Below are 17,715 nucleotides of genomic sequence, written 5' to 3'. Positions count from 1 at the left end.
CAAAACCTCAGAAAATCCCACTTGTTACAGACCACTAAAAGTGGGAAGATGAGAGTGGGGATCATTTATAGCAAAAGTCATGCATTCAAAAGTCAAAAGTCAAAACTGTTGTATGTCAATGTATTTTGACATCCCTTAGCGTTTTGAAAATACTTAGTGTGCTTGACAGGTGCTATAAGTTTAGAAACCCACTAAAAAAGCTAAAAAGAGTCCTAACCCGTCGTTAACAATAAGAGATTATGGCTGTTGCAACCCAATCCACCGAAGAACTTTGTATTAATTCAATCCGCTTTTTGGCTGTTGATGCCATAGAAAAGTCCAAGTCTGGACACCCTGGACTGCCGATGGGTGCTGCTCCAATGGCTTTTGTACTTTGGGATCAGTTCATGCGGTATAATCCCAAAAATCCTCAATGGTTTAACCGCGATCGCTTTGTGTTGTCTGCTGGTCATGGTTCAATGTTGCAGTATGCCCTACTGTACCTCATGGGTTATGATAGTGTCACCATAGAAGACATTAAGCAATTTCGTCAATGGGGGTCTAAAACCCCAGGCCATCCTGAAAACTTTGTGACTGCTGGTGTAGAAGTTACCACAGGTCCTTTAGGCCAAGGTATTGCTAATGCCGTGGGTTTAGCTGTAGCTGAAGCACACTTGGCCGCCAAATTTAACAAACCTAATGCCACAATTGTAGATCATTACACCTATGTAATTCTTGGTGATGGCTGTAATATGGAAGGTATCTCTGGTGAAGCAGCTTCCATTGCTGGACATTGGGGCTTAGGTAAACTGATCGCTCTTTATGACGATAACCACATCTCCATTGATGGTTCTACAGATGTAGCATTTACAGAAGATGTATCCAAGCGCTTTGAATCCTACGGTTGGCACGTTCTCCACGTTAAAGATGGTAATACAGATTTAGCGGGCATTGCTAAAGCTATTGAAGAAGCTAAAGCAGTTACAGACAAGCCAACCATGATTAAAGTAACCACTACTATTGGTTATGGTTCTCCCAACAAAGCTAATACCGCAGGTATTCACGGTGCTGCTTTAGGTCCAGATGAAACAGCATTAACCCGTACAAACTTAGGCTGGAACTACGCACCTTTTGAAATTCCTCAAGAAGTTCTTAACCATACCCGCAAAGCAGTAGAACGCGGTGCTGGTTATGAAACTGAATGGAATAAAGCCTTCGCTGACTACCAAGCTAAATATCCCCAAGAAGCAGCAGAATTTTCACGTTTACTCAGTGGTAAATTACCCGAAGGTTGGGACAACGTTCTACCTACCTATACCACAGAAGATAAAGCTCAACCTACTCGTAAACATTCTGAAATCTGCCTTAACAAATTAGGTACTATTTTACCAGAGTTAATAGGTGGTTCTGCGGATTTAACTCACTCCAATTTAACTGAACTTAAAGGTGCGGGAGACTTCCAAAAAGGACATTTCGCTAACCGCAATATTCACTTTGGTGTCCGTGAACACGCTATGGGAGCTATCTGTAATGGTATAGCTTTACATCGTTCTGGTTTAATGCCCTACGGTGCAACTTTCTTAATCTTCACAGATTATATGCGTGCTTCCATTCGTTTAGCCGCATTATCTGAAGCTGGATCTATTTGGGTCATGACTCACGACTCCATTGGCCAAGGTGAAGATGGACCTACCCACCAACCTATTGAAACATTAGCTTCTTTACGCGCTATTCCTGACTTAACCGTAATTCGTCCTGCCGATGGTAATGAAACCTCTGGGGCTTATAAAATAGCCATTGAGAAGTCTAAGGAAAATGCTTCCACCTTATTGGCATTTACTCGTCAAAATGTGCCTAATTTAGCTGGTACATCTGTTGCTGGTGTGGCTAAAGGTGCGTATGTATTAGTAGATAGTCAAGGTACACCAGATATTATCTTAATTGGTACTGGTTCAGAATTAAGTCTAGCTGTGGGTGCAGCAGAAAAGCTCACAGCAGCAGGTAAGAAAGTGCGTGTTGTTTCTATGCCTTCTACAACTTTATTTGATCAACAAGATGCAGCTTACAAAGAATCTGTTCTACCTAAAGCTGTTACTAAGCGTCTATCCGTAGAAGCTGCTAGTAGTTTTGGTTGGCACAAGTATGTTGGTACTGAAGGTGATACCGTTAGTATTGATACCTTTGGTGCTTCCGCTCCTGGTGGTACTTGTTTAGAGAAGTTTGGTTTCACTGTGGATAATGTGGTAGCTAAAGCTAAAGCATTGTTAGGTTAACTATCAAAAGGTACAGCAGGTAATAGCTTTTCTTGCTGTATTTCGTAATTGTTTTGTAATGATTTACAGGTGGGCTAATACGCTCACCTTGTTTTATACAAGTAAATTAAATCTACATTTCGCACAAGTGTAGAGTCAAAAAACGAAAATAATTAAAAAAATAATTATCTCCAAAAGCAATTTTCGATAAGGTTTTTTCAAGATTTTAGTTTAAAGAACTATAAAATATTTTTAATGTAAGTTGCCATTTAGATTATCTAATCATTAAAACTAAGTAACGACAAGAAATAAATGGAGAATAGACATTATATTTTGTTCATTTTGCAGATGACGAGTACGATATATTATATTGTATTGTGTACCGAAACTTCTCTCATCAGTCCAATTGTCTTTTAAGCAAATTTCTGTTTTATATTTATTCAGGCGATCGCAAATTAAATCAATACAATCATTAACTTTACCATCAATCACAAACCCTAACATTGCTGCATAGTCATGACCTATGCTATATATTCCTTCAACAAATCTTTTTACTTCACTCATGATAACTATACAGTACATTCCATCTACATGAGGTACACTATGAACACAGCAAGATGCCTGTGTTACAAGGGTTTTATCATTAACATCTGTACCTCATAATAACGGAAACTGCTGTATCTATTGTAAATGTTGTTGTAAATATTCTTGATATCCCAACTCTTCTAATTTACCCTGTTTATCCATCACCATATCTTTGAGACTTTGACGATATTCCTGTACTTTTTTTAATAATTCTGGCCGATGACTGGCAATTATTTGGATGGCTAAAAGTCCTGCGTTTTTAGCATTACCAATGGCTACGGTAGCTACAGGAATACCTGCGGGCATCTGCACAATGGAGTATAATGAGTCTATACCTTGTAAGTTACGAGTGGCTACGGGTACACCAATTACAGGTAAGGGTGTTAAAGATGCTACCATACCTGGTAAATGTGCCGCACCTCCTGCACCTGCAATAATAACTTTAATACCGCGTTCATGGGCTGTTTGGGCATATTCTACCATGCGTTCTGGTGTGCGATGGGCGGAAATAATGGCAACTTCTGAGATTATACAAAATTGTTCACAAATTGCGATCGCATCTTTCATGGTAGGTAAGTCAGAATCACTACCCATGATAATACCAATTTCAGGAGACATAGAATTTCAGATTGGAGATTTCAGTAAATCTCAATTATCCATTGTCAATTGTCAATTATCAATCGTCAATTTCATCTACAATAATCATTGAGTTAAATTTGGTGACCGTTAATGCGTAAATCTACATCCATTTTGCAAAATATAGCTATTATCAATGCTAGAATACCTGGTTATCAAGGGTTACAACAAATTATCGTCAATGATCATGGTGCAATTAGTGATATTATCTCCATGAATCAAGCTGGAGAAAATCCCCCATCAGCAAATTTACAAGTATTAGATGTTGCTCAAGATTGGATTTCTTTAGGTGGAGTAGATTTACAAATTAATGGTGCTTTAGGGTTAGCTTTTCCTGAGTTAACGTCCAAAAATATCCATAAACTAGATGAAATTAGCGACTTTTTATGGAATTTGGGCGTTGATGGTTATTTACCTACCATAGTTACTACTTCTATAGATAATATTGGGCGATCGCTCAACCTAATTGCTAACTATACACCCAAATCTGGCGCGAAAATATTGGGAGTACATTTAGAAGGACCTTTTTTAAACTATTATAAACGGGGCGCACATCCAGCCGAGAATATTCTTCCTTTTACCATAGAACAAGTTAAACGAGTTTTAGGTGATTACAGTTCTCTTGTCAAGGTTATTACCTTAGCCCCAGAACTGGACAATACAGGTCAAGTCATTCCCTACCTACGATCTTTAGGCATTACAGTTAGTTTAGGACATTCTCAAGCCACATCTACAGAAGCACAACAAGCCTTTTCTCAAGGGGCAACAATGATTACCCATGCTTTTAATGCTATGCCTCCTCTACATCACCGTGAACCAGGATTACTAGGTGTCGCTATGACTCATCCTGATGTAATGTGTGGTTTTATTGCTGATGGACAGCACGTCTCACCAATAATTTTAAAAATATTATTGCGTGCCAGTGAAGGATTATTTATAGTTAGTGATGCTCTTGCACCGTTAGGACTACCAGATGGTTTCTATCCTTGGGATAATCGCCATATAGAAGTATTAAATGGTACAGCTAGATTGCAAGATGGTACATTAGCTGGAACTACTTTACCATTGTTGACAGGAGTACAAAACCTGGTTGAATGGGGTATTTGCGATGTGCAAACTGCCATTACTCTAGCTACAGATGCACCAAGAAAAGCAGTAAATTTACCTATTTTTGGCTTAAATCAGCAGGCTAATTTATTACAATGGCATAAAAATGAAAGTACAAAAAAACTATCTTGGCAAAGAATTAGTAATTAATCAAGACATAGCGTTTTCCAGTCTAATAGACATAGGAGTGAAAGGCGTTGCTGAACTCAGGTATGAAATTGAGAAATTCAAAATTTGAAACTTTGCGTCTAACGCAAGTGCTTTCCTTCGCTGATGCGCGAAATAAAATAAATATCATACCCCAATTCAGCAACGCCGAGTATATTAAAAGTCAAGAAAAGCCGTTCTAGAAGGACGGGGCTTGCATCCCATTATTTTTGGTCAATTAGCGAAAAGATTTTGTGTTACCAATGAGCACTGCTAAAACCCTACTGACTCCTGACTCCTGACTCGGGTGATCAGAGAAACAAAACTTATCTAAGACTGTGTTCATGCTATAATTTGGCTAAACTAGAACTATCACAGCACAATATCGCAGTTTTCACCATTTGACTATTTCGGAATTTCGGCTAGGCTAAAGAAGTCTTAATTTTTAGCAACCTGAGAAACTGCTGCCATTTACTTGTATGTAGGGTGCGTCAGACTACATAAATCGTACAAATAAACAGGTTTTTTATCTGATCTACCCTACCAACCTTCCAGATGCGTAAGTCCTGTGGTCATTCACCCCAGGTATAATGTGAAGTTTAGTAATTTTTCCGTTCTGACTGTACAAAAAATTCAATTGTTTCATACTGCTTATAAGGTAGATATATAACACCCTAAGCAATATTGTTAATTGCCACTAGTGATAAATGCTAGATTACAATGCCAGTTGATGAGAAAATCTAAAGAAAATATAAAATTTATTCCCATGACAGTGGTATGAGGAGGAGAAAGTGTTTTTAAGACTTGCAAATCAACATAGACAGTTTGTACAGGACTTAGTAATGAATCTACAAGCATTAGCAAATGTGCTAGAGAAACATGGATTCCCGGCTTCTTGCTATACTTGTGGTAATCAAATGAATAGCGCGTCTTTTATGGTTAGTTTAGGAGATAATCATTTAATACGATTTTTGGTATCTGATTATGGTATCACATGGACTGAAATGCGAGATGATCGAGAACTGATGAAACTAGAAGGTGCAGAAGCCATTACTCAATTAGAACAACTATCTACCCTTGTAAAAAGGTCTATAGAAAAACACCAATGTCCAGAAAATTATGCATCTAAAAATAAGCGTGTTTTAAATCCAGTAGTTCTTAGATAGTCTAATTTAATTGTTTTGTCTTGTGTTTCATCTTGGAACTATTTACTAAATTATTAGCACTGTTGAGATTTATCCTTGCATCTTGAAAATAGATAGTTGAGATACTAGATAAATTTTACAGTGCGATTTAGTCAGAAAAACACAAAGAATCAATAAAAATTTCATAAAAATGTTGTAAAATCAGCGGTAGTTGTTTTTCCTAGTCATTAACAACTATTAACAACTATAGTGATCTCCTCACAGTGTCCGCGGAAAGTGTAACTTAAAAGTATAAAAATGTCTCAACAAACGAACCAAAACCAATTACCACCTACTAGTGCTATTGATAGTGTTACCAATGCTGTATTTGAAAATTGGTTTGAATACCCTATAAAAGCGCAACCTCATCATACGGACTATGCGGGTATTGTTTGGCATGGTACATACTTAACTTGGATGGAGGAAGCACGAGTAGAGTGTTTGCGCTCTATTGGTATTGAGTTTTCTGATTTGGTTGCGTTAGGTTGTGATTTGCCTGTAGTAGAATTATCTGTACGCTATCATCGTTCTATTCGTTTGGGTATGTCCGCAATTATTAAAACACGGATGTCCGAAGTTACAGGTGTACGGATGAATTGGGATTATAGTATAGTTTCCCCTGATAGACAGGATTTATACTTAACTGCTCAAGTAACATTAGTTGCATTAGATAAAGAGAAAGGGAAAATAATGCGTCAGTTACCAGCTAGTGTGAAAGATGCTTTAGATAAAATTGCCGCATCGTATAAGTAGGGGTTTAGCAATGCTCATTGCTGTCAAACTGCTACTTCTGAAACTAATTGATTTAACACCGCATAAAAAAATTAAATTTGCTACAATCTGAATTTTTACTCCATTGCTATGACTTACATACAGTGCATAATATTTGATTCTGAGTCAACTTTCCTGATGTCTTTTTACAATTTTTTCAGCAAGCCCTAAGTAATTGGCACATTAATTAACTGCTAATTAACCCCATCTACTGCTTCGCTCGAAATAAGCTACAAGGAAGTAAGATGGGGTTATATCCAGCAAAACCATCTAAATATCTGATATGTAAGAATTTATCTGGTTTTGCATAAGTTGTTTACATCAGCAGTTCATCCTAAATATTTATTAAATATTAGGGCATTTATTAAGGTGTAGCCGCAGGGGAACCAGTAGCCGCAGGGGAAGTTGTAGCCGCAGGGGAACCGGTAGCCGCAGGGGAAGTTGTAGCCGCAGGAGAACCAGTAGCCGCAGGAGAACCAGTAGCCGCAGGAGTAGAACCTGTATCTGTTGGTTCTCCTCCTGCAGTAGCAGCAGGAGTGCTGGTGGTATTGGTAGCTGGTTGATTGCCACCTTCACAAGCTCCTAACATAGTAGCCAAACTCAAGACAATAGCCAAACCAAAAATTTTTGTTTTCATAACTCCTCTTTCACCAAATTGTGGGCATAAAAATTTTCGCCTGTTCAATAACATACCCTATTTATGGATTTTTGTGAAAGTCATTGACATTACATATTGCCAAGTCTTTCGACTAGTGATCCTATATTAATGTATAATTTATAAGAAACTTTGCTAATATTTTCTCTACAGGACGGATTTCAGGGAAGTTTATGTTAAATTGCCCTAAAAGCAATAATAATCTTAACAAACTGCTTATTTAGTTTAAAAAACATTTAGAAAGGTGTAATTAACATAGCAAGTAAAAGAAATGACAAGTAACAGAGGTGAAAGTCTGTTTGTAAACAGGCTTAGTCCTATAATTTAAAATTAAAAGATTCAAAAGGACAAAGGGGAAAATACCATGAGTTTTGCAAGTAAAGCTAAAAAAAAGAACTGGTTTGCTGGAAATTTGCTATTTCCCATCAGAAGAAGAAGTCAAAAACTAGCGCCACAACTGGAGGTTTCGGCAAAGAAGGAAGAAGAAGTGAGTAAAAATCAAGATAAAAGCGGTATATTAGCCCAATTATTGGGTTTGAGTCGTAAAAACGTCACAATAACCACATATAACACAGAAAACAAAGAAAAACCTGTATTTGATCCCCAAGGTAATTCTCATTACTCAGAGATGAATAATAGTGGAATATTACCCATCTGGTTAATTAAATTATACCAAGCTAATCATTACTCATCAATACTAACATTGGTATTAGTATTGTGTACATTAACAGTTTATAGTTTAACAGTGTATTCACAGCAGCTTTGGAGTGGAAATTATAAAAGACTAAGAAATTTGCAACGACATGAAAGACAATTAAATACTGCGAATGCAACTTTAACCAGTAAAATAGTAGAGGATGGAGAAAAACCCAAAGCAGGAATGGTGACAGCGAGTCCTGAAGGAGCAATTTTTATTAATCCTATGCCAGAAAATTCTAGCAAATCATCTCCATCTAATCAGTCAAATGTAATGACAGAAAATAAAACACCAACACCACTAGGATACTAACTCAAATTTTGAGTAATCAAATGTTAATAAATGTAAATTATATAAGTCTATTTTTGTAGAAATACAAACTTGCTGTAAAAATCATCTGGGATAAGAACCATTAGTCTATTATGCAAAAAACACCAATTAGGAGAAAATTTAGGTTACAAAATCTCATATACACGAGACAAAGAAAGTTTGAGAGAAATAACCTAGCAACTCAAGAAACAATAGGAAGTAATGAAAATTTTAGTGAAAATACCAATCAAGATATTAAGTTAAGAATAATGACAGTTTGGGGTATACTAATAACAGCAATGTTAGGACTATCCTTAAACTTATATAGGTTACAAGTTATAGATGGAAAGAAACTGACAGCAAAAGCTAGAGGTCAGCAAATGGTGAATTTGCGTCCTTATATGCCCCGTCGTCCAGTAGTAGATAAAAGTGGTAATTTATTAGCTGTGGATAGGCCAATCTATGATTTATATGTACATCCTAAATTATTTATGAAATCTGCTCAAGAAGTTGCTGAGGAAATTGGTCCGGTTTTAGGGAAAGATCAAACAGAATTAGTGAGAATTTTTGAGAAAAGAAGAAGTGGAATTTTATTATCTGGTTCTGTGTCTGAAGATATTGCTGATAAGTTAATATCACTACGGATAGATGGTTTGGAGTTTATTCAAAAATATTCACGTTTTTACCCACAGGATGATTTAGTATCTGATGTTGTAGGTTATGTAAATTTAGACCGTCGTGGTCAAGCAGGTATAGAATATAGTCAAGAAAAATTGTTAGAACGTTCTGGACAAACGGTAAAGTTAAGTAGGGCTGGAAATGGAGCTTTAATTCCTAACCATGCTCCAGAAGGATTTTTACATTTTGATGATTTACAGTTACAATTAACTATAGATAATCGTTTACAAAGAGTGGCAAGAGACGCTTTACAAGAACAAATGAAAAGTTTTAAAGCCAAACGAGGAGCGGTAATTGTCATGGATGCTACAGATGGCTCTTTGTTGACATTAGTATCTCAGCCTAATTATAATCCTAATCAATATGGAAAAGCTGATATTTCCTTGTTTAAAAACTGGACTGTAGCTGATTTATATGAACCTGGATCAACTTTTAAACCGATAAATATAGCGATCGCTTTACAAAATGGTGTCATTAAACCAGATGATGTATTTGAAGATCCTGGTTTTATTCAAGTAGGTAAACATATTATTAAAAATGCTGAAAAAACCGGGCATCGTAATTTAGATATTGCAGAAATTTTACAAACTTCTAGTAATATTGGCATGGTGAAAATAATTCAACGTTTACAACCTGCCATATATTATAATTGGATTGAAAGATTGGGAATAGGTCAAAAGGTAGAAACTGATCTACCTTTTGAAGTTACTGGTCAACTCAAAAGTGAAACACAATTTGTATCTTCTAAAATTGAAGCAGCAACTACATCTTTTGGCCAGGGTTTTTCTATGACTCCATTACAGTTGGTGCAATTACATGGTGCATTAGCTAATGGTGGTAAACTGGTTACTCCCCATGTGGTCAAAGGTTTAATTGATAGTAAAGGTAAGCTACATTACTCTTTACCTTTACCTCAGCCGCGACCAATTTTTTCCCCAGAAACTACTCAAAAAGTGGTGGAAATGATGGAAACGGTAGTAGATAAGGGTACGGGAAAGGCTTCTAAAATTGATCGCTATCGCATAGGAGGTAAAACTGGTACTGCACAAAAAGCTAGTCCTCGTGGTGGATATATTCCCGGTGCAAGAATTACTAGTTTTGTGGCTATTTTACCTGTACAAGCTCCTCGTTATGTGATTTTTGCTATAGTAGATGAGCCTCAAGGAGAAAATGCTTATGGTTCTACTGTTGCAGCACCTATTGTCAAGAAGGTTATTGATGCTTTAATTCCTCTGGAACAAATACCACCAGATATAAATAAGTAGACATAAGACTGAAAATTAAATGTGCGTTGTTTAAAACCCTTGTAGAGACGTTCTATAGAAGGTATCTACAGTAATTATATTAGGACTTACGCAAGTGTCGCACTAAAAAATCTGTTGAGTGGGTATGTCAGATATCAACAATTTGGTTATTTACATGATTTATACTGTCTGACGTGGTTGGTGTGCTTGTCGAACCACATCCTATCAATGTGCCAGTTACATAAGTCCTGTGTATAACTAAAAAACCTAAAATTACTGTAGTGCAAGCATCTTGCTTACATCTATTATCCAAATTAAAAGCACAATACCTTACCACTAAATATCTATGGATTATTCTTGACTATCTTAATATTTGCTTGTGAATTTTTGCGCGATCGCTAACTATAAAATTTTCTATCTTTTAGTAGCAAAAAGTCTTTTTATCTTCATGGTTGACAGGTAACGGTTTTAACTAGTTAGTATGTTTATTTTGTCCCACCTGAGCATAGGAAATGCTACAATTGACGGTCTATACTATTTCTACCTTTCCTGTTGTAACAAATATGAAATGGAGTAAAAAACTATTGTGGATAATTTTGAGTATATTAACCTCTGTTATTATCATCTTAGTCGCTAATGGCGTGCCCGCTGTTGTTCCACAACCTAATTTAACTACTACTGCTGAAATACCAGAGGAAATATTACGCACAGAAATTATATTAACTGCGCGATCGCCTATCAATGGTCAGCCTCTTACAGCTACGGAATATACACAATTGCAAAAACAATTACAAACTAGTCCCGCACCTGGTTTAAACTCTGCTATTCAAGACCAAATATTTGTGTTAAGAATACGTAAAGCTATATTACAATTATTCCCATTTTTAGGTATATAAGGGAGTTGCATCACAGCTTATTTACTATATTCATGAAAATACTCACGTCTACTTGCAATTTTTCCCCTAGTTTGAGTATTTCTAAATATTGTTTCAGTTCTTCATGTCCTAACCCGTTGAATTTTGGTAAAATTTGATTATGTAAACAACTGTAATATAGTTCCTGCGCTCTATTAAGTCCTAGATTTAGATTCAACTGATTACTAATATCTATCAAGCGTTCTAATCTTTCCATAGCTGTATCAAAATGATTATTGGTGCTGTATAATAATTTACACAACAGACCAATTATTAACTGTTCTAAGATTTGTTTACCTTGAGGTATATTTAAACGACAGCGTAAATGTTTTGCTTCAGTGGCGATCGCTTCTAACTGTAACATATCATAGTTACTTAATTGAGTATCTGCGATATCTTGCTCTAACGCTTTCAATATTGTCATACAACGATACTCTAAAGCGATTTCTGCTGCTACTTGTAACTCTTGAGGTACTTCCAACTCATCTCGATGAAATGCCATCATCACTGCGTAATTATCTCGATAGGCTTGAGTATATAATTGATCTAACCTCGTTAAAGTTTCTTGACTCAACAACCTCATGATCCGATGACGTTCTTCGGTAAATAAATTCTGTAAACTAAAGGTTTCTCCAGCAAATAATTCTGTCATGATCAAGATAACATGGGCAATACTTCCCTGTTCTAATGCTTGAAATAACTGGTCTTTTTTAATACTATAGTCTCTTCTACTGGTAAATTGTTGAATGCAGCAATGAAAATCCCATCCGCCTAAATGTAATACAGCAAATAATAGATGCTGATTTTCCCAGGTAATATCTGATACTAATTGTAACTGTCCCACTGCCATTTTTAATGTACCAATGCGCTGCATTTTATAGTCTAGTTCTTTGGTAGTGTAACAATAAACATTTTTATTAGAAATAGGATCATCTTGATCAGTAATAATATGATCCTGATGGTTAAATAAAGAAGTTATGGCATAATGAGCCGCAACTTGTTTAAATCCGATTTGGGAAGTAATGACTAATTGACGATATACTTCGGAACCGTTTTGAAAATGTTCAAGGTTACTGGGAGCTAAACTTAAACGCTTTATGAATGGTTTTTCTAATTGTACACCAGAAATTTCGCCAGCTAATTCTAAAGCGCGGGCAGCATAACGTAAAATTTGCGTTCCTTCAGGACGAGAAAGTTCTTCAAAAAACCAACCACAACTAGTAAACATCAGTAAAGCGTGACGCTGCATTTCCAATAAACGTAATGCTTCCACTTGTTCAGCAGCAGTGAGTTTATGGGTTTGATGACGACTTAAAAAACGATGGACATTAACAGGAGAGCGATCGCACATTACCTGAATATATTCATCTCTAGCTTGCCAAGGATAGTTGAATAAAGAATTACCATATTCTTCATAAACTTTTATTAACTCATCCCTTAACCAATTTAGGGCATTTCTTAGAGGTTTGCGCCATTTTTGATGCCATGTACCTCCTTCACCGCCACAACCGCAATCATCTTGCCAACGATCTACACCATGAGCGCAACTCCACGCTGTAACAGGTTTTAATTCTACTTCCCAAACTGGTGGATGAATACTCAGATAATGGGCAAAATTTGTTACAGTCCAATTATGACGAGGAAACTCGCCAATAAAAGCATAAGCTAAGGTTTTTTCTGTACCCTTTTTATGATGTCCAAAAGTTTCACCATCAGTAGCTACAGAAATTAATTGTGAAGAACGATGATCACCACGAATAGCCGCGCCTATTCTCCCCGCAAAATGGCTAGAACTGTAGACAACATCGCTAAAACCCATATCACGGGAAATAGGACCATCATAGAAAAAGACATCAATATAAGCGTTTCTACTGCTATCTACATAACAACGATAGGGACGGGTAGGGTCAATTTGACTACCGCCAACTTCATGCCATTGTGGGTTTAATAAATCTTCTGTAGGTATAATACGACAACGTTGAGCTTGGGAAGGTGCAAGAATAATAAATTTAATATTTTCTGCCACTAAAGCGGCTAAAGTAGCCTGATCTACGGCGGTTTCTGCTAACCACATCCCTTCAGGATCGCGGCCAAAACGGGAACGAAAGTCTTCCTTGCCCCAACGAATTTGGGTATATTTATCACGTTCATTAGCTAAGGGCATAATAATGTGATTATAAACTTGAGCGATCGCGTTACCATGACCATTTAAGCGTTCACAGCTTTTAGCATCCGCATCTAGAATACGCTGGTAAACTTCCATATCATAACGTTCCAACCAGGACATTAAAGTTGGACCGATATTAAAACTCATATATTCATAATTATTTACAATACCCAAAACCTGCCCGCGATCATTCAATATTCTAGCAAAAGCATTAGGACGATAACATTCCCAATGAATACGCTCATTCCAATTATGAAAAGGTGCTGCACTAGGTTGACGTTCAATAGCATCAAGATAAGGGTTTTCTCTAGGAGGTTGATAAAAATGACCATGGACAGTGACATAAACACCATGGGCAATTTTTAAAGGATCATGGAGATCACGGGGATCATTTTCCAGAGCGTCTTTAGCCTCTTCATCGAGTGATAATATAGAGATAGAAGTACCAGGAATTTCCGAAGTAGAAATCATATATTCTGATCCAAAAAATTGTAATGCTGAGTGGCAGTCTTGTTATATATAGCATTCAAAAGGCAGATCCTCAACTTTTGATCCTTAAATTTATAATTCATTGAAAATCAAAAAAAGGACGTGAGATTATCTTGTTAATTCTCTTTCCAGGAAAATATTGATAATTTCCTAATATCTGCTAACTTTCCCGATAAATTAAAACCTATTTCACTGAAAGTACACAAATTGTATTGATTATGTCAACAAAATTACAATAAACTTAACTATTTCTACTAATTTTTGTAAAAGAATAGAAAACTTTCTCAATATTTCCACAGATAATTAGGGATCTAGTTTATTTTATTAAAGTTTGTTAAGGTTTATTAAAGTTTGTTAAATACTTTTAATAGAGTTAAAATATAAGAAAATATAAGAAAATATAAGAAAATATAAGTAATATATCTTTATGGCTGTAGTAGCAGAAGTAAATGCTTATTTAATAAATTTAGCAGTAGTTCCTATTTTATTACCTACAGCGATGAATTATACTTCCACAACCAGACAAAATCTTTGTGTAGCAGTGACTGTAGTTTATTAGATGTAGTGTTAATTTTAGTTAAGACTTACGCAGGTGTCACACCAAAAATCTGTATGTAGGGTGCGTCAGAGAGTATAAATCATGTAAATAAACAGGTTCTTGATATCTGACGCACCTTACTAATGTGCCAGTTGCGTAAGAGTCCTGTTAGTTTATAGTTTGTTTATAGTTTAGTTTATAGTTTAGTTTATAGTTTAGTTTATAGTTTAGTTTATAGTTTGAAAAAATACCCGATTAGTGATAATATGTACTTTTCACAACGTAATAAACATTTTTAAATACATATAAATCTAAAGCTGTTCTCCTTATGGATGATATTTCTTCTAAGCTCATGTCAATATTTCAAAATGTGAATGAGTGGCTAAAGTTTGCAGAGGCTAAAAATGGTATTCTGCTCGGTTTCTCTGGTGCTGCGATTACTGCTACTATCACTATACTGTCCACAGGGCAAAATCTGCCTAATTCATTAAAAATTGGGTTATTTTTCACAACTGTTTTACTTTCTATTTGTGCTTTAGTTTGTACGTTATCTTTTTTACCTAAAACCAATCTTGAACGTGTTGTTTGGTTAAAAAGTAAACCACCTAAAAATACAAATTATATCCAAAAAGATACAGATAACTTTTGGTTTTTTGGGGATTTACAAAAATATAATGCAACTGATTTATTAGCAGCACTTAATCAGCACTATTTGAAGGGTAAAATCAATGCACCTTATGAAAAAGAATATCAAGATATTGCTACACAAATTACTGTTAATGCTGAAATTGCCTTTCTGAAATTTCAACTTTTTACCTATGCAGTATATGTTTTAATTGCTTCGATTTTAGTAATTCCCTGTGTTATTTTGTTTAATTTAGTGATTTATCGTCATTTATAATCATTTATAATTAGTGAGGTATTTTATGTCATCTATCAATAAGGAATTAACTGTAGTTCAACTTGATCTTGTTAACTCATCAAAGTCTTTTCAAGATATATACACTAAATACAATTTAGGTAATGAAACTCTAGCCAAATTTATCCAACAAATTGAAGAAATTATTGCTACAGCTTTTAATCAATCAATTAAAAATCAAGAAATTCAAGGTGAATTTACAAAAATTGAAACTGCTCTAGCTGATGGTTGTAGACTGACATTTGAATCTGTTGAAAATGCTTATAATTTTATTAGAATATTTTGCAGAAAGGTTAATGAGCGTAATGAAGAAACAGGTATAGATCAGTGGTGTTTTCGCATTGGTGCTGCAACAGGTAATGTTGATTATGATCCTGAACGTATGAACCCAATGATTAGTAATGTTTTGGTGGTAGTTAAAGAATTGGAAACAGGAGCGTTTCCTGGTTGGTTATTTATTGATGAAATGACATATAATGCACTTTCTCAAGAAATACGAACTAATTTCTCTAGTCAAACTTTTGAAAATAAACATGGTCAGTCAAGACAGGCTTATGGTTGTCCTATGCTTGCAAATTATGTACAATCTATTAGACCTATTATATGGACGGATAAAAATAAACAAGCATTAATTAAAATTATTAAAGATGTATTTACAGAGCAAGAACTGATCACTATATGTGACAATAATACAGGTAGTCTAGGAGGAAATCCTTATCATGCAATTTCTGGAAATACGGTTAATGCTAGATATAGTGATTTAGTTAATCATTTAATTAAAAAAGGGTTTATAGATAGTTTCCTAAACATACTTTGTCAAGAGAGTACACACTTTGCTAATTTAGTAGAATCTTTACGAAAATAAATCATTTTTTTTAGTGAAACATAATGAATATGACAGACGAATATAAACAAGTATTAATTAAAATTATTAAAGATGTATTTAGAGAGCAAGAACTGAGGACTATATGTGACAATAATACAGGTAGTCTAGGAGGAAATCCTTATCATGCAATTGCTGGAACTACGGTTAATGCTAGATATAGTGATTTAGTTAAATATTTAATTTCAAGAGGGTTCATAGATAGTTTCCTAAACATACTTTGTCAAGACAGTGAACGCTTTTGTGATTTGGTAAATTATTTAAATGAGTTATTTAATGAGTACCATTGCCATCTTTTAATTTCTGTTTTACAAAGAATTGAACATGAAAGGGAACAGAAAATTGTTCAGATTTATAATGAAAAATATTGTTTAAAAAATAGAAATATTCAGACTATAAAATCATTTAATATAGTAGATATTATTTTTAATTTAGTAAAGTCAATAAAAACATCTGATAACATTGCTTTACATTTAAACGATTTTGGAGAGTTTTTTCTAAAACATCTCTTACATATTGAAAGTGTTAAAAATGAATTAACAGAATGGATGAATACGAATTGTCCAGAACCAGAAGTTACCAGTGAAAGTGTAGATAATACTAAAAGTCTAGATTATATTGTTAATTATATTTTTGTTATTGTTACTCCTCATACCACAGTGCAGGGGAAATATTATATAACATCTCAAGTTGCACAATTTAGAAATAATGATACTCTGATCCATGCTGCTGATGATCAAACAATTATTACATTATCTAAGGGAGAACAAGGTTATTTAGAAAAGGAAATTATTTCTGTTGCCATACGTGAAATTATCGATCAACTGCGATTAACACCCATTTTTTTTAGTCCTACACCAATTATTGAATTATTTTTACCTAATGAACTTTTAATTAAAGATTTTAGTATGAAAATAATTGAGGAAAATGAAATTAATCAACCAATTGGTTATTTATATCCTCTTACAGTACGCTCCCATCATAGGTTTAAACATCCTAATTCTAGAAGTCAGTTAGAGTCAAAATTTAAAAAACTAAAACAAATTATTAATGATAGTCATGATATAAATAATCTTCTAGATTCTCTTCAAAGAGAAAATTGTTATAAGATTATTCCTGAAAATGACTTAAAATTAAAACCAGATAAGTTTTATATACATTACATTTCTCCAGGTATTCCTTTGTGTGTATGGACTAGATGCAGATGCACAGTTGACGAACATAGTAGTGATCTAGGTAGAGAAATTTTTAAAATATCCACTGATAGTTATTGTAAAATATATCAAATATACAATAACATTTTCAATATTAGACGAAAATTTTATCAACAATATCAAAAAAATTTAACAGTAGGAGTGTTATTTGATCATGATAAAATACCAGAGGAAGTAAATCAACTGATATCCCCTAATATGGCCAGGAAAATCTGATAAATAAGAGTTAAGATACCGGACTTCTTAAAGAAGTCCGGTATCTGGAAGGAAGTCCGGTATCTGGAAAGAAGTCCGGTATCTGGAAAGAAGTCCGGTATCTGGAAAGAAGTCCGGTATCTGGAAAGAAG

Annotated in this window: 14 protein-coding genes and 1 pseudogene; 11 read left to right on the top strand and 4 right to left on the bottom strand. The window is 34.9% G+C overall.

The window, feature by feature from the left end; all coding sequences use genetic code 11:
- Nucleotides 1–239 precede the first annotated feature (239 nt).
- Nucleotides 240–2,252 carry a transketolase gene (tkt, locus tag H6F32_RS13830; RefSeq protein WP_190369911.1) on the top strand — a complete coding sequence of 671 codons (2,013 nt, stop codon included), beginning with the start codon at nucleotides 240–242 and terminating at the stop codon, nucleotides 2,250–2,252.
- A gap of 270 nt (nucleotides 2,253–2,522) precedes the next feature.
- Here the strand turns inward: tkt and H6F32_RS13825 are convergent, their stop codons facing one another.
- Nucleotides 2,523–2,795, bottom strand: a complete 273-nt coding sequence (locus H6F32_RS13825; protein ID WP_190369910.1) for a hypothetical protein — start codon at nucleotides 2,793–2,795, stop codon at nucleotides 2,523–2,525.
- Between the two features lie 117 nt (nucleotides 2,796–2,912).
- Nucleotides 2,913–3,434, bottom strand: a complete 522-nt coding sequence (purE, locus tag H6F32_RS13820) for a 5-(carboxyamino)imidazole ribonucleotide mutase (protein ID WP_190369909.1) — start codon at nucleotides 3,432–3,434, stop codon at nucleotides 2,913–2,915.
- Nucleotides 3,435–3,545: 111 nt separating this feature from the next.
- Here purE and nagA point away from each other — a divergent pair, with 111 nt between their 5' ends.
- From nagA to H6F32_RS13805, 3 genes are all read left to right on the top strand, one after another.
- A complete protein-coding gene (nagA, locus tag H6F32_RS13815) occupies nucleotides 3,546–4,709 on the top strand; it encodes an N-acetylglucosamine-6-phosphate deacetylase (RefSeq protein ID WP_190369908.1) in 1,164 nt (387 codons plus the stop codon).
- A gap of 788 nt (nucleotides 4,710–5,497) precedes the next feature.
- Nucleotides 5,498–5,872, top strand: coding sequence for a DUF1815 family protein (locus tag H6F32_RS13810; RefSeq protein WP_313926640.1), 375 nt, complete (start codon nucleotides 5,498–5,500; stop codon nucleotides 5,870–5,872).
- 276 nt (nucleotides 5,873–6,148) lie between these two features.
- Nucleotides 6,149–6,643, top strand: coding sequence for a thioesterase family protein (locus H6F32_RS13805; protein ID WP_190369907.1), 495 nt, complete (start codon nucleotides 6,149–6,151; stop codon nucleotides 6,641–6,643).
- 382 nt (nucleotides 6,644–7,025) lie between these two features.
- On the opposite strand, the gene H6F32_RS13800 is transcribed toward H6F32_RS13805, so the two are convergent.
- On the bottom strand, nucleotides 7,026–7,298 hold the full coding sequence (locus tag H6F32_RS13800) for a hypothetical protein (RefSeq protein WP_190369906.1): 273 nt from the start codon (nucleotides 7,296–7,298) through the stop codon (nucleotides 7,026–7,028).
- A gap of 382 nt (nucleotides 7,299–7,680) precedes the next feature.
- Between H6F32_RS13800 and H6F32_RS13795 the strand changes: the two genes are divergently transcribed.
- The 3 genes from H6F32_RS13795 (at nucleotide 7,681) to H6F32_RS13785 (ending at nucleotide 11,140) form a co-directional block, all read left to right on the top strand.
- A complete protein-coding gene (locus H6F32_RS13795; protein WP_190369905.1) occupies nucleotides 7,681–8,325 on the top strand; it encodes a hypothetical protein in 645 nt (214 codons plus the stop codon).
- Nucleotides 8,326–8,435: 110 nt separating this feature from the next.
- On the top strand, nucleotides 8,436–10,265 hold the full coding sequence (locus H6F32_RS13790) for a penicillin-binding protein 2 (RefSeq protein ID WP_190369904.1): 1,830 nt from the start codon (nucleotides 8,436–8,438) through the stop codon (nucleotides 10,263–10,265).
- A gap of 542 nt (nucleotides 10,266–10,807) precedes the next feature.
- Nucleotides 10,808–11,140: a hypothetical protein gene (locus tag H6F32_RS13785; protein WP_190369903.1), complete on the top strand. Its 333-nt coding sequence runs from the start codon at nucleotides 10,808–10,810 to the stop codon at nucleotides 11,138–11,140.
- Between the two features lie 10 nt (nucleotides 11,141–11,150).
- Here the strand turns inward: H6F32_RS13785 and H6F32_RS13780 are convergent, their stop codons facing one another.
- Entirely contained in the window at nucleotides 11,151–13,796 is a 2,646-nt protein-coding gene (locus H6F32_RS13780; protein ID WP_190369902.1) for a DUF3536 domain-containing protein, read from the bottom strand.
- Nucleotides 13,797–14,238: 442 nt separating this feature from the next.
- Between H6F32_RS13780 and H6F32_RS20935 the strand changes: the two are divergent.
- From H6F32_RS20935 to H6F32_RS13765, 4 genes and pseudogenes are all read left to right on the top strand, one after another.
- Nucleotides 14,239–14,367: pseudogene (locus tag H6F32_RS20935) on the top strand (cation transporter); the annotation flags it as partial.
- 337 nt (nucleotides 14,368–14,704) lie between these two features.
- Nucleotides 14,705–15,253 carry a Pycsar system effector family protein gene (locus tag H6F32_RS13775; protein WP_242031134.1) on the top strand — a complete coding sequence of 183 codons (549 nt, stop codon included), beginning with the start codon at nucleotides 14,705–14,707 and terminating at the stop codon, nucleotides 15,251–15,253.
- A 25-nt stretch (nucleotides 15,254–15,278) separates the two neighbouring features.
- Complete coding sequence (locus H6F32_RS13770; protein ID WP_190369900.1) at nucleotides 15,279–16,136, top strand: EAD6 domain-containing conflict system protein; 858 nt, start codon at nucleotides 15,279–15,281, stop codon at nucleotides 16,134–16,136.
- A 29-nt stretch (nucleotides 16,137–16,165) separates the two neighbouring features.
- Nucleotides 16,166–17,584 (top strand): EAD6 domain-containing conflict system protein, encoded by a 1,419-nt coding sequence (locus H6F32_RS13765; RefSeq protein ID WP_190369899.1) that lies wholly within the window; start codon nucleotides 16,166–16,168, stop codon nucleotides 17,582–17,584.
- Nucleotides 17,585–17,715: the final 131 nt, after the last annotated feature.

Origin of the sequence: Anabaena sp. FACHB-1237 (genome assembly GCF_014696225.1) — a bacterium.
Lineage (GTDB): Bacteria > Cyanobacteriota > Cyanobacteriia > Cyanobacteriales > Nostocaceae > FACHB-1237.
This window is presented reverse-complemented; position numbering and strand designations above follow the sequence as displayed.

Excerpts from the sequence above, each read along its gene's own strand:
- H6F32_RS13800 (WP_190369906.1), bottom strand. The coding sequence starts at position 7,298 with ATGAAAACAAAAATTTTTGGTTTGGCTATTGTCTTGAGTTTGGCTACT.
- H6F32_RS13825 (WP_190369910.1), bottom strand. The coding sequence starts at position 2,795 with ATGAGTGAAGTAAAAAGATTTGTTGAAGGAATATATAGCATAGGTCAT.
- H6F32_RS13790 (WP_190369904.1), top strand. The coding sequence starts at position 8,436 with ATGCAAAAAACACCAATTAGGAGAAAATTTAGGTTACAAAATCTCATA.
- tkt (WP_190369911.1), top strand. The coding sequence starts at position 240 with ATGGCTGTTGCAACCCAATCCACCGAAGAACTTTGTATTAATTCAATC.
- H6F32_RS13785 (WP_190369903.1), top strand. The coding sequence starts at position 10,808 with ATGAAATGGAGTAAAAAACTATTGTGGATAATTTTGAGTATATTAACC.
- H6F32_RS13775 (WP_242031134.1), top strand. The coding sequence starts at position 14,705 with ATGTCAATATTTCAAAATGTGAATGAGTGGCTAAAGTTTGCAGAGGCT.
- H6F32_RS13765 (WP_190369899.1), top strand. The coding sequence starts at position 16,166 with ATGACAGACGAATATAAACAAGTATTAATTAAAATTATTAAAGATGTA.
- H6F32_RS13770 (WP_190369900.1), top strand. The coding sequence starts at position 15,279 with ATGTCATCTATCAATAAGGAATTAACTGTAGTTCAACTTGATCTTGTT.
- H6F32_RS13805 (WP_190369907.1), top strand. The coding sequence starts at position 6,149 with ATGTCTCAACAAACGAACCAAAACCAATTACCACCTACTAGTGCTATT.
- H6F32_RS13795 (WP_190369905.1), top strand. The coding sequence starts at position 7,681 with ATGAGTTTTGCAAGTAAAGCTAAAAAAAAGAACTGGTTTGCTGGAAAT.
- H6F32_RS13780 (WP_190369902.1), bottom strand. The coding sequence starts at position 13,796 with ATGATTTCTACTTCGGAAATTCCTGGTACTTCTATCTCTATATTATCA.
- purE (WP_190369909.1), bottom strand. The coding sequence starts at position 3,434 with ATGTCTCCTGAAATTGGTATTATCATGGGTAGTGATTCTGACTTACCT.
- nagA (WP_190369908.1), top strand. The coding sequence starts at position 3,546 with ATGCGTAAATCTACATCCATTTTGCAAAATATAGCTATTATCAATGCT.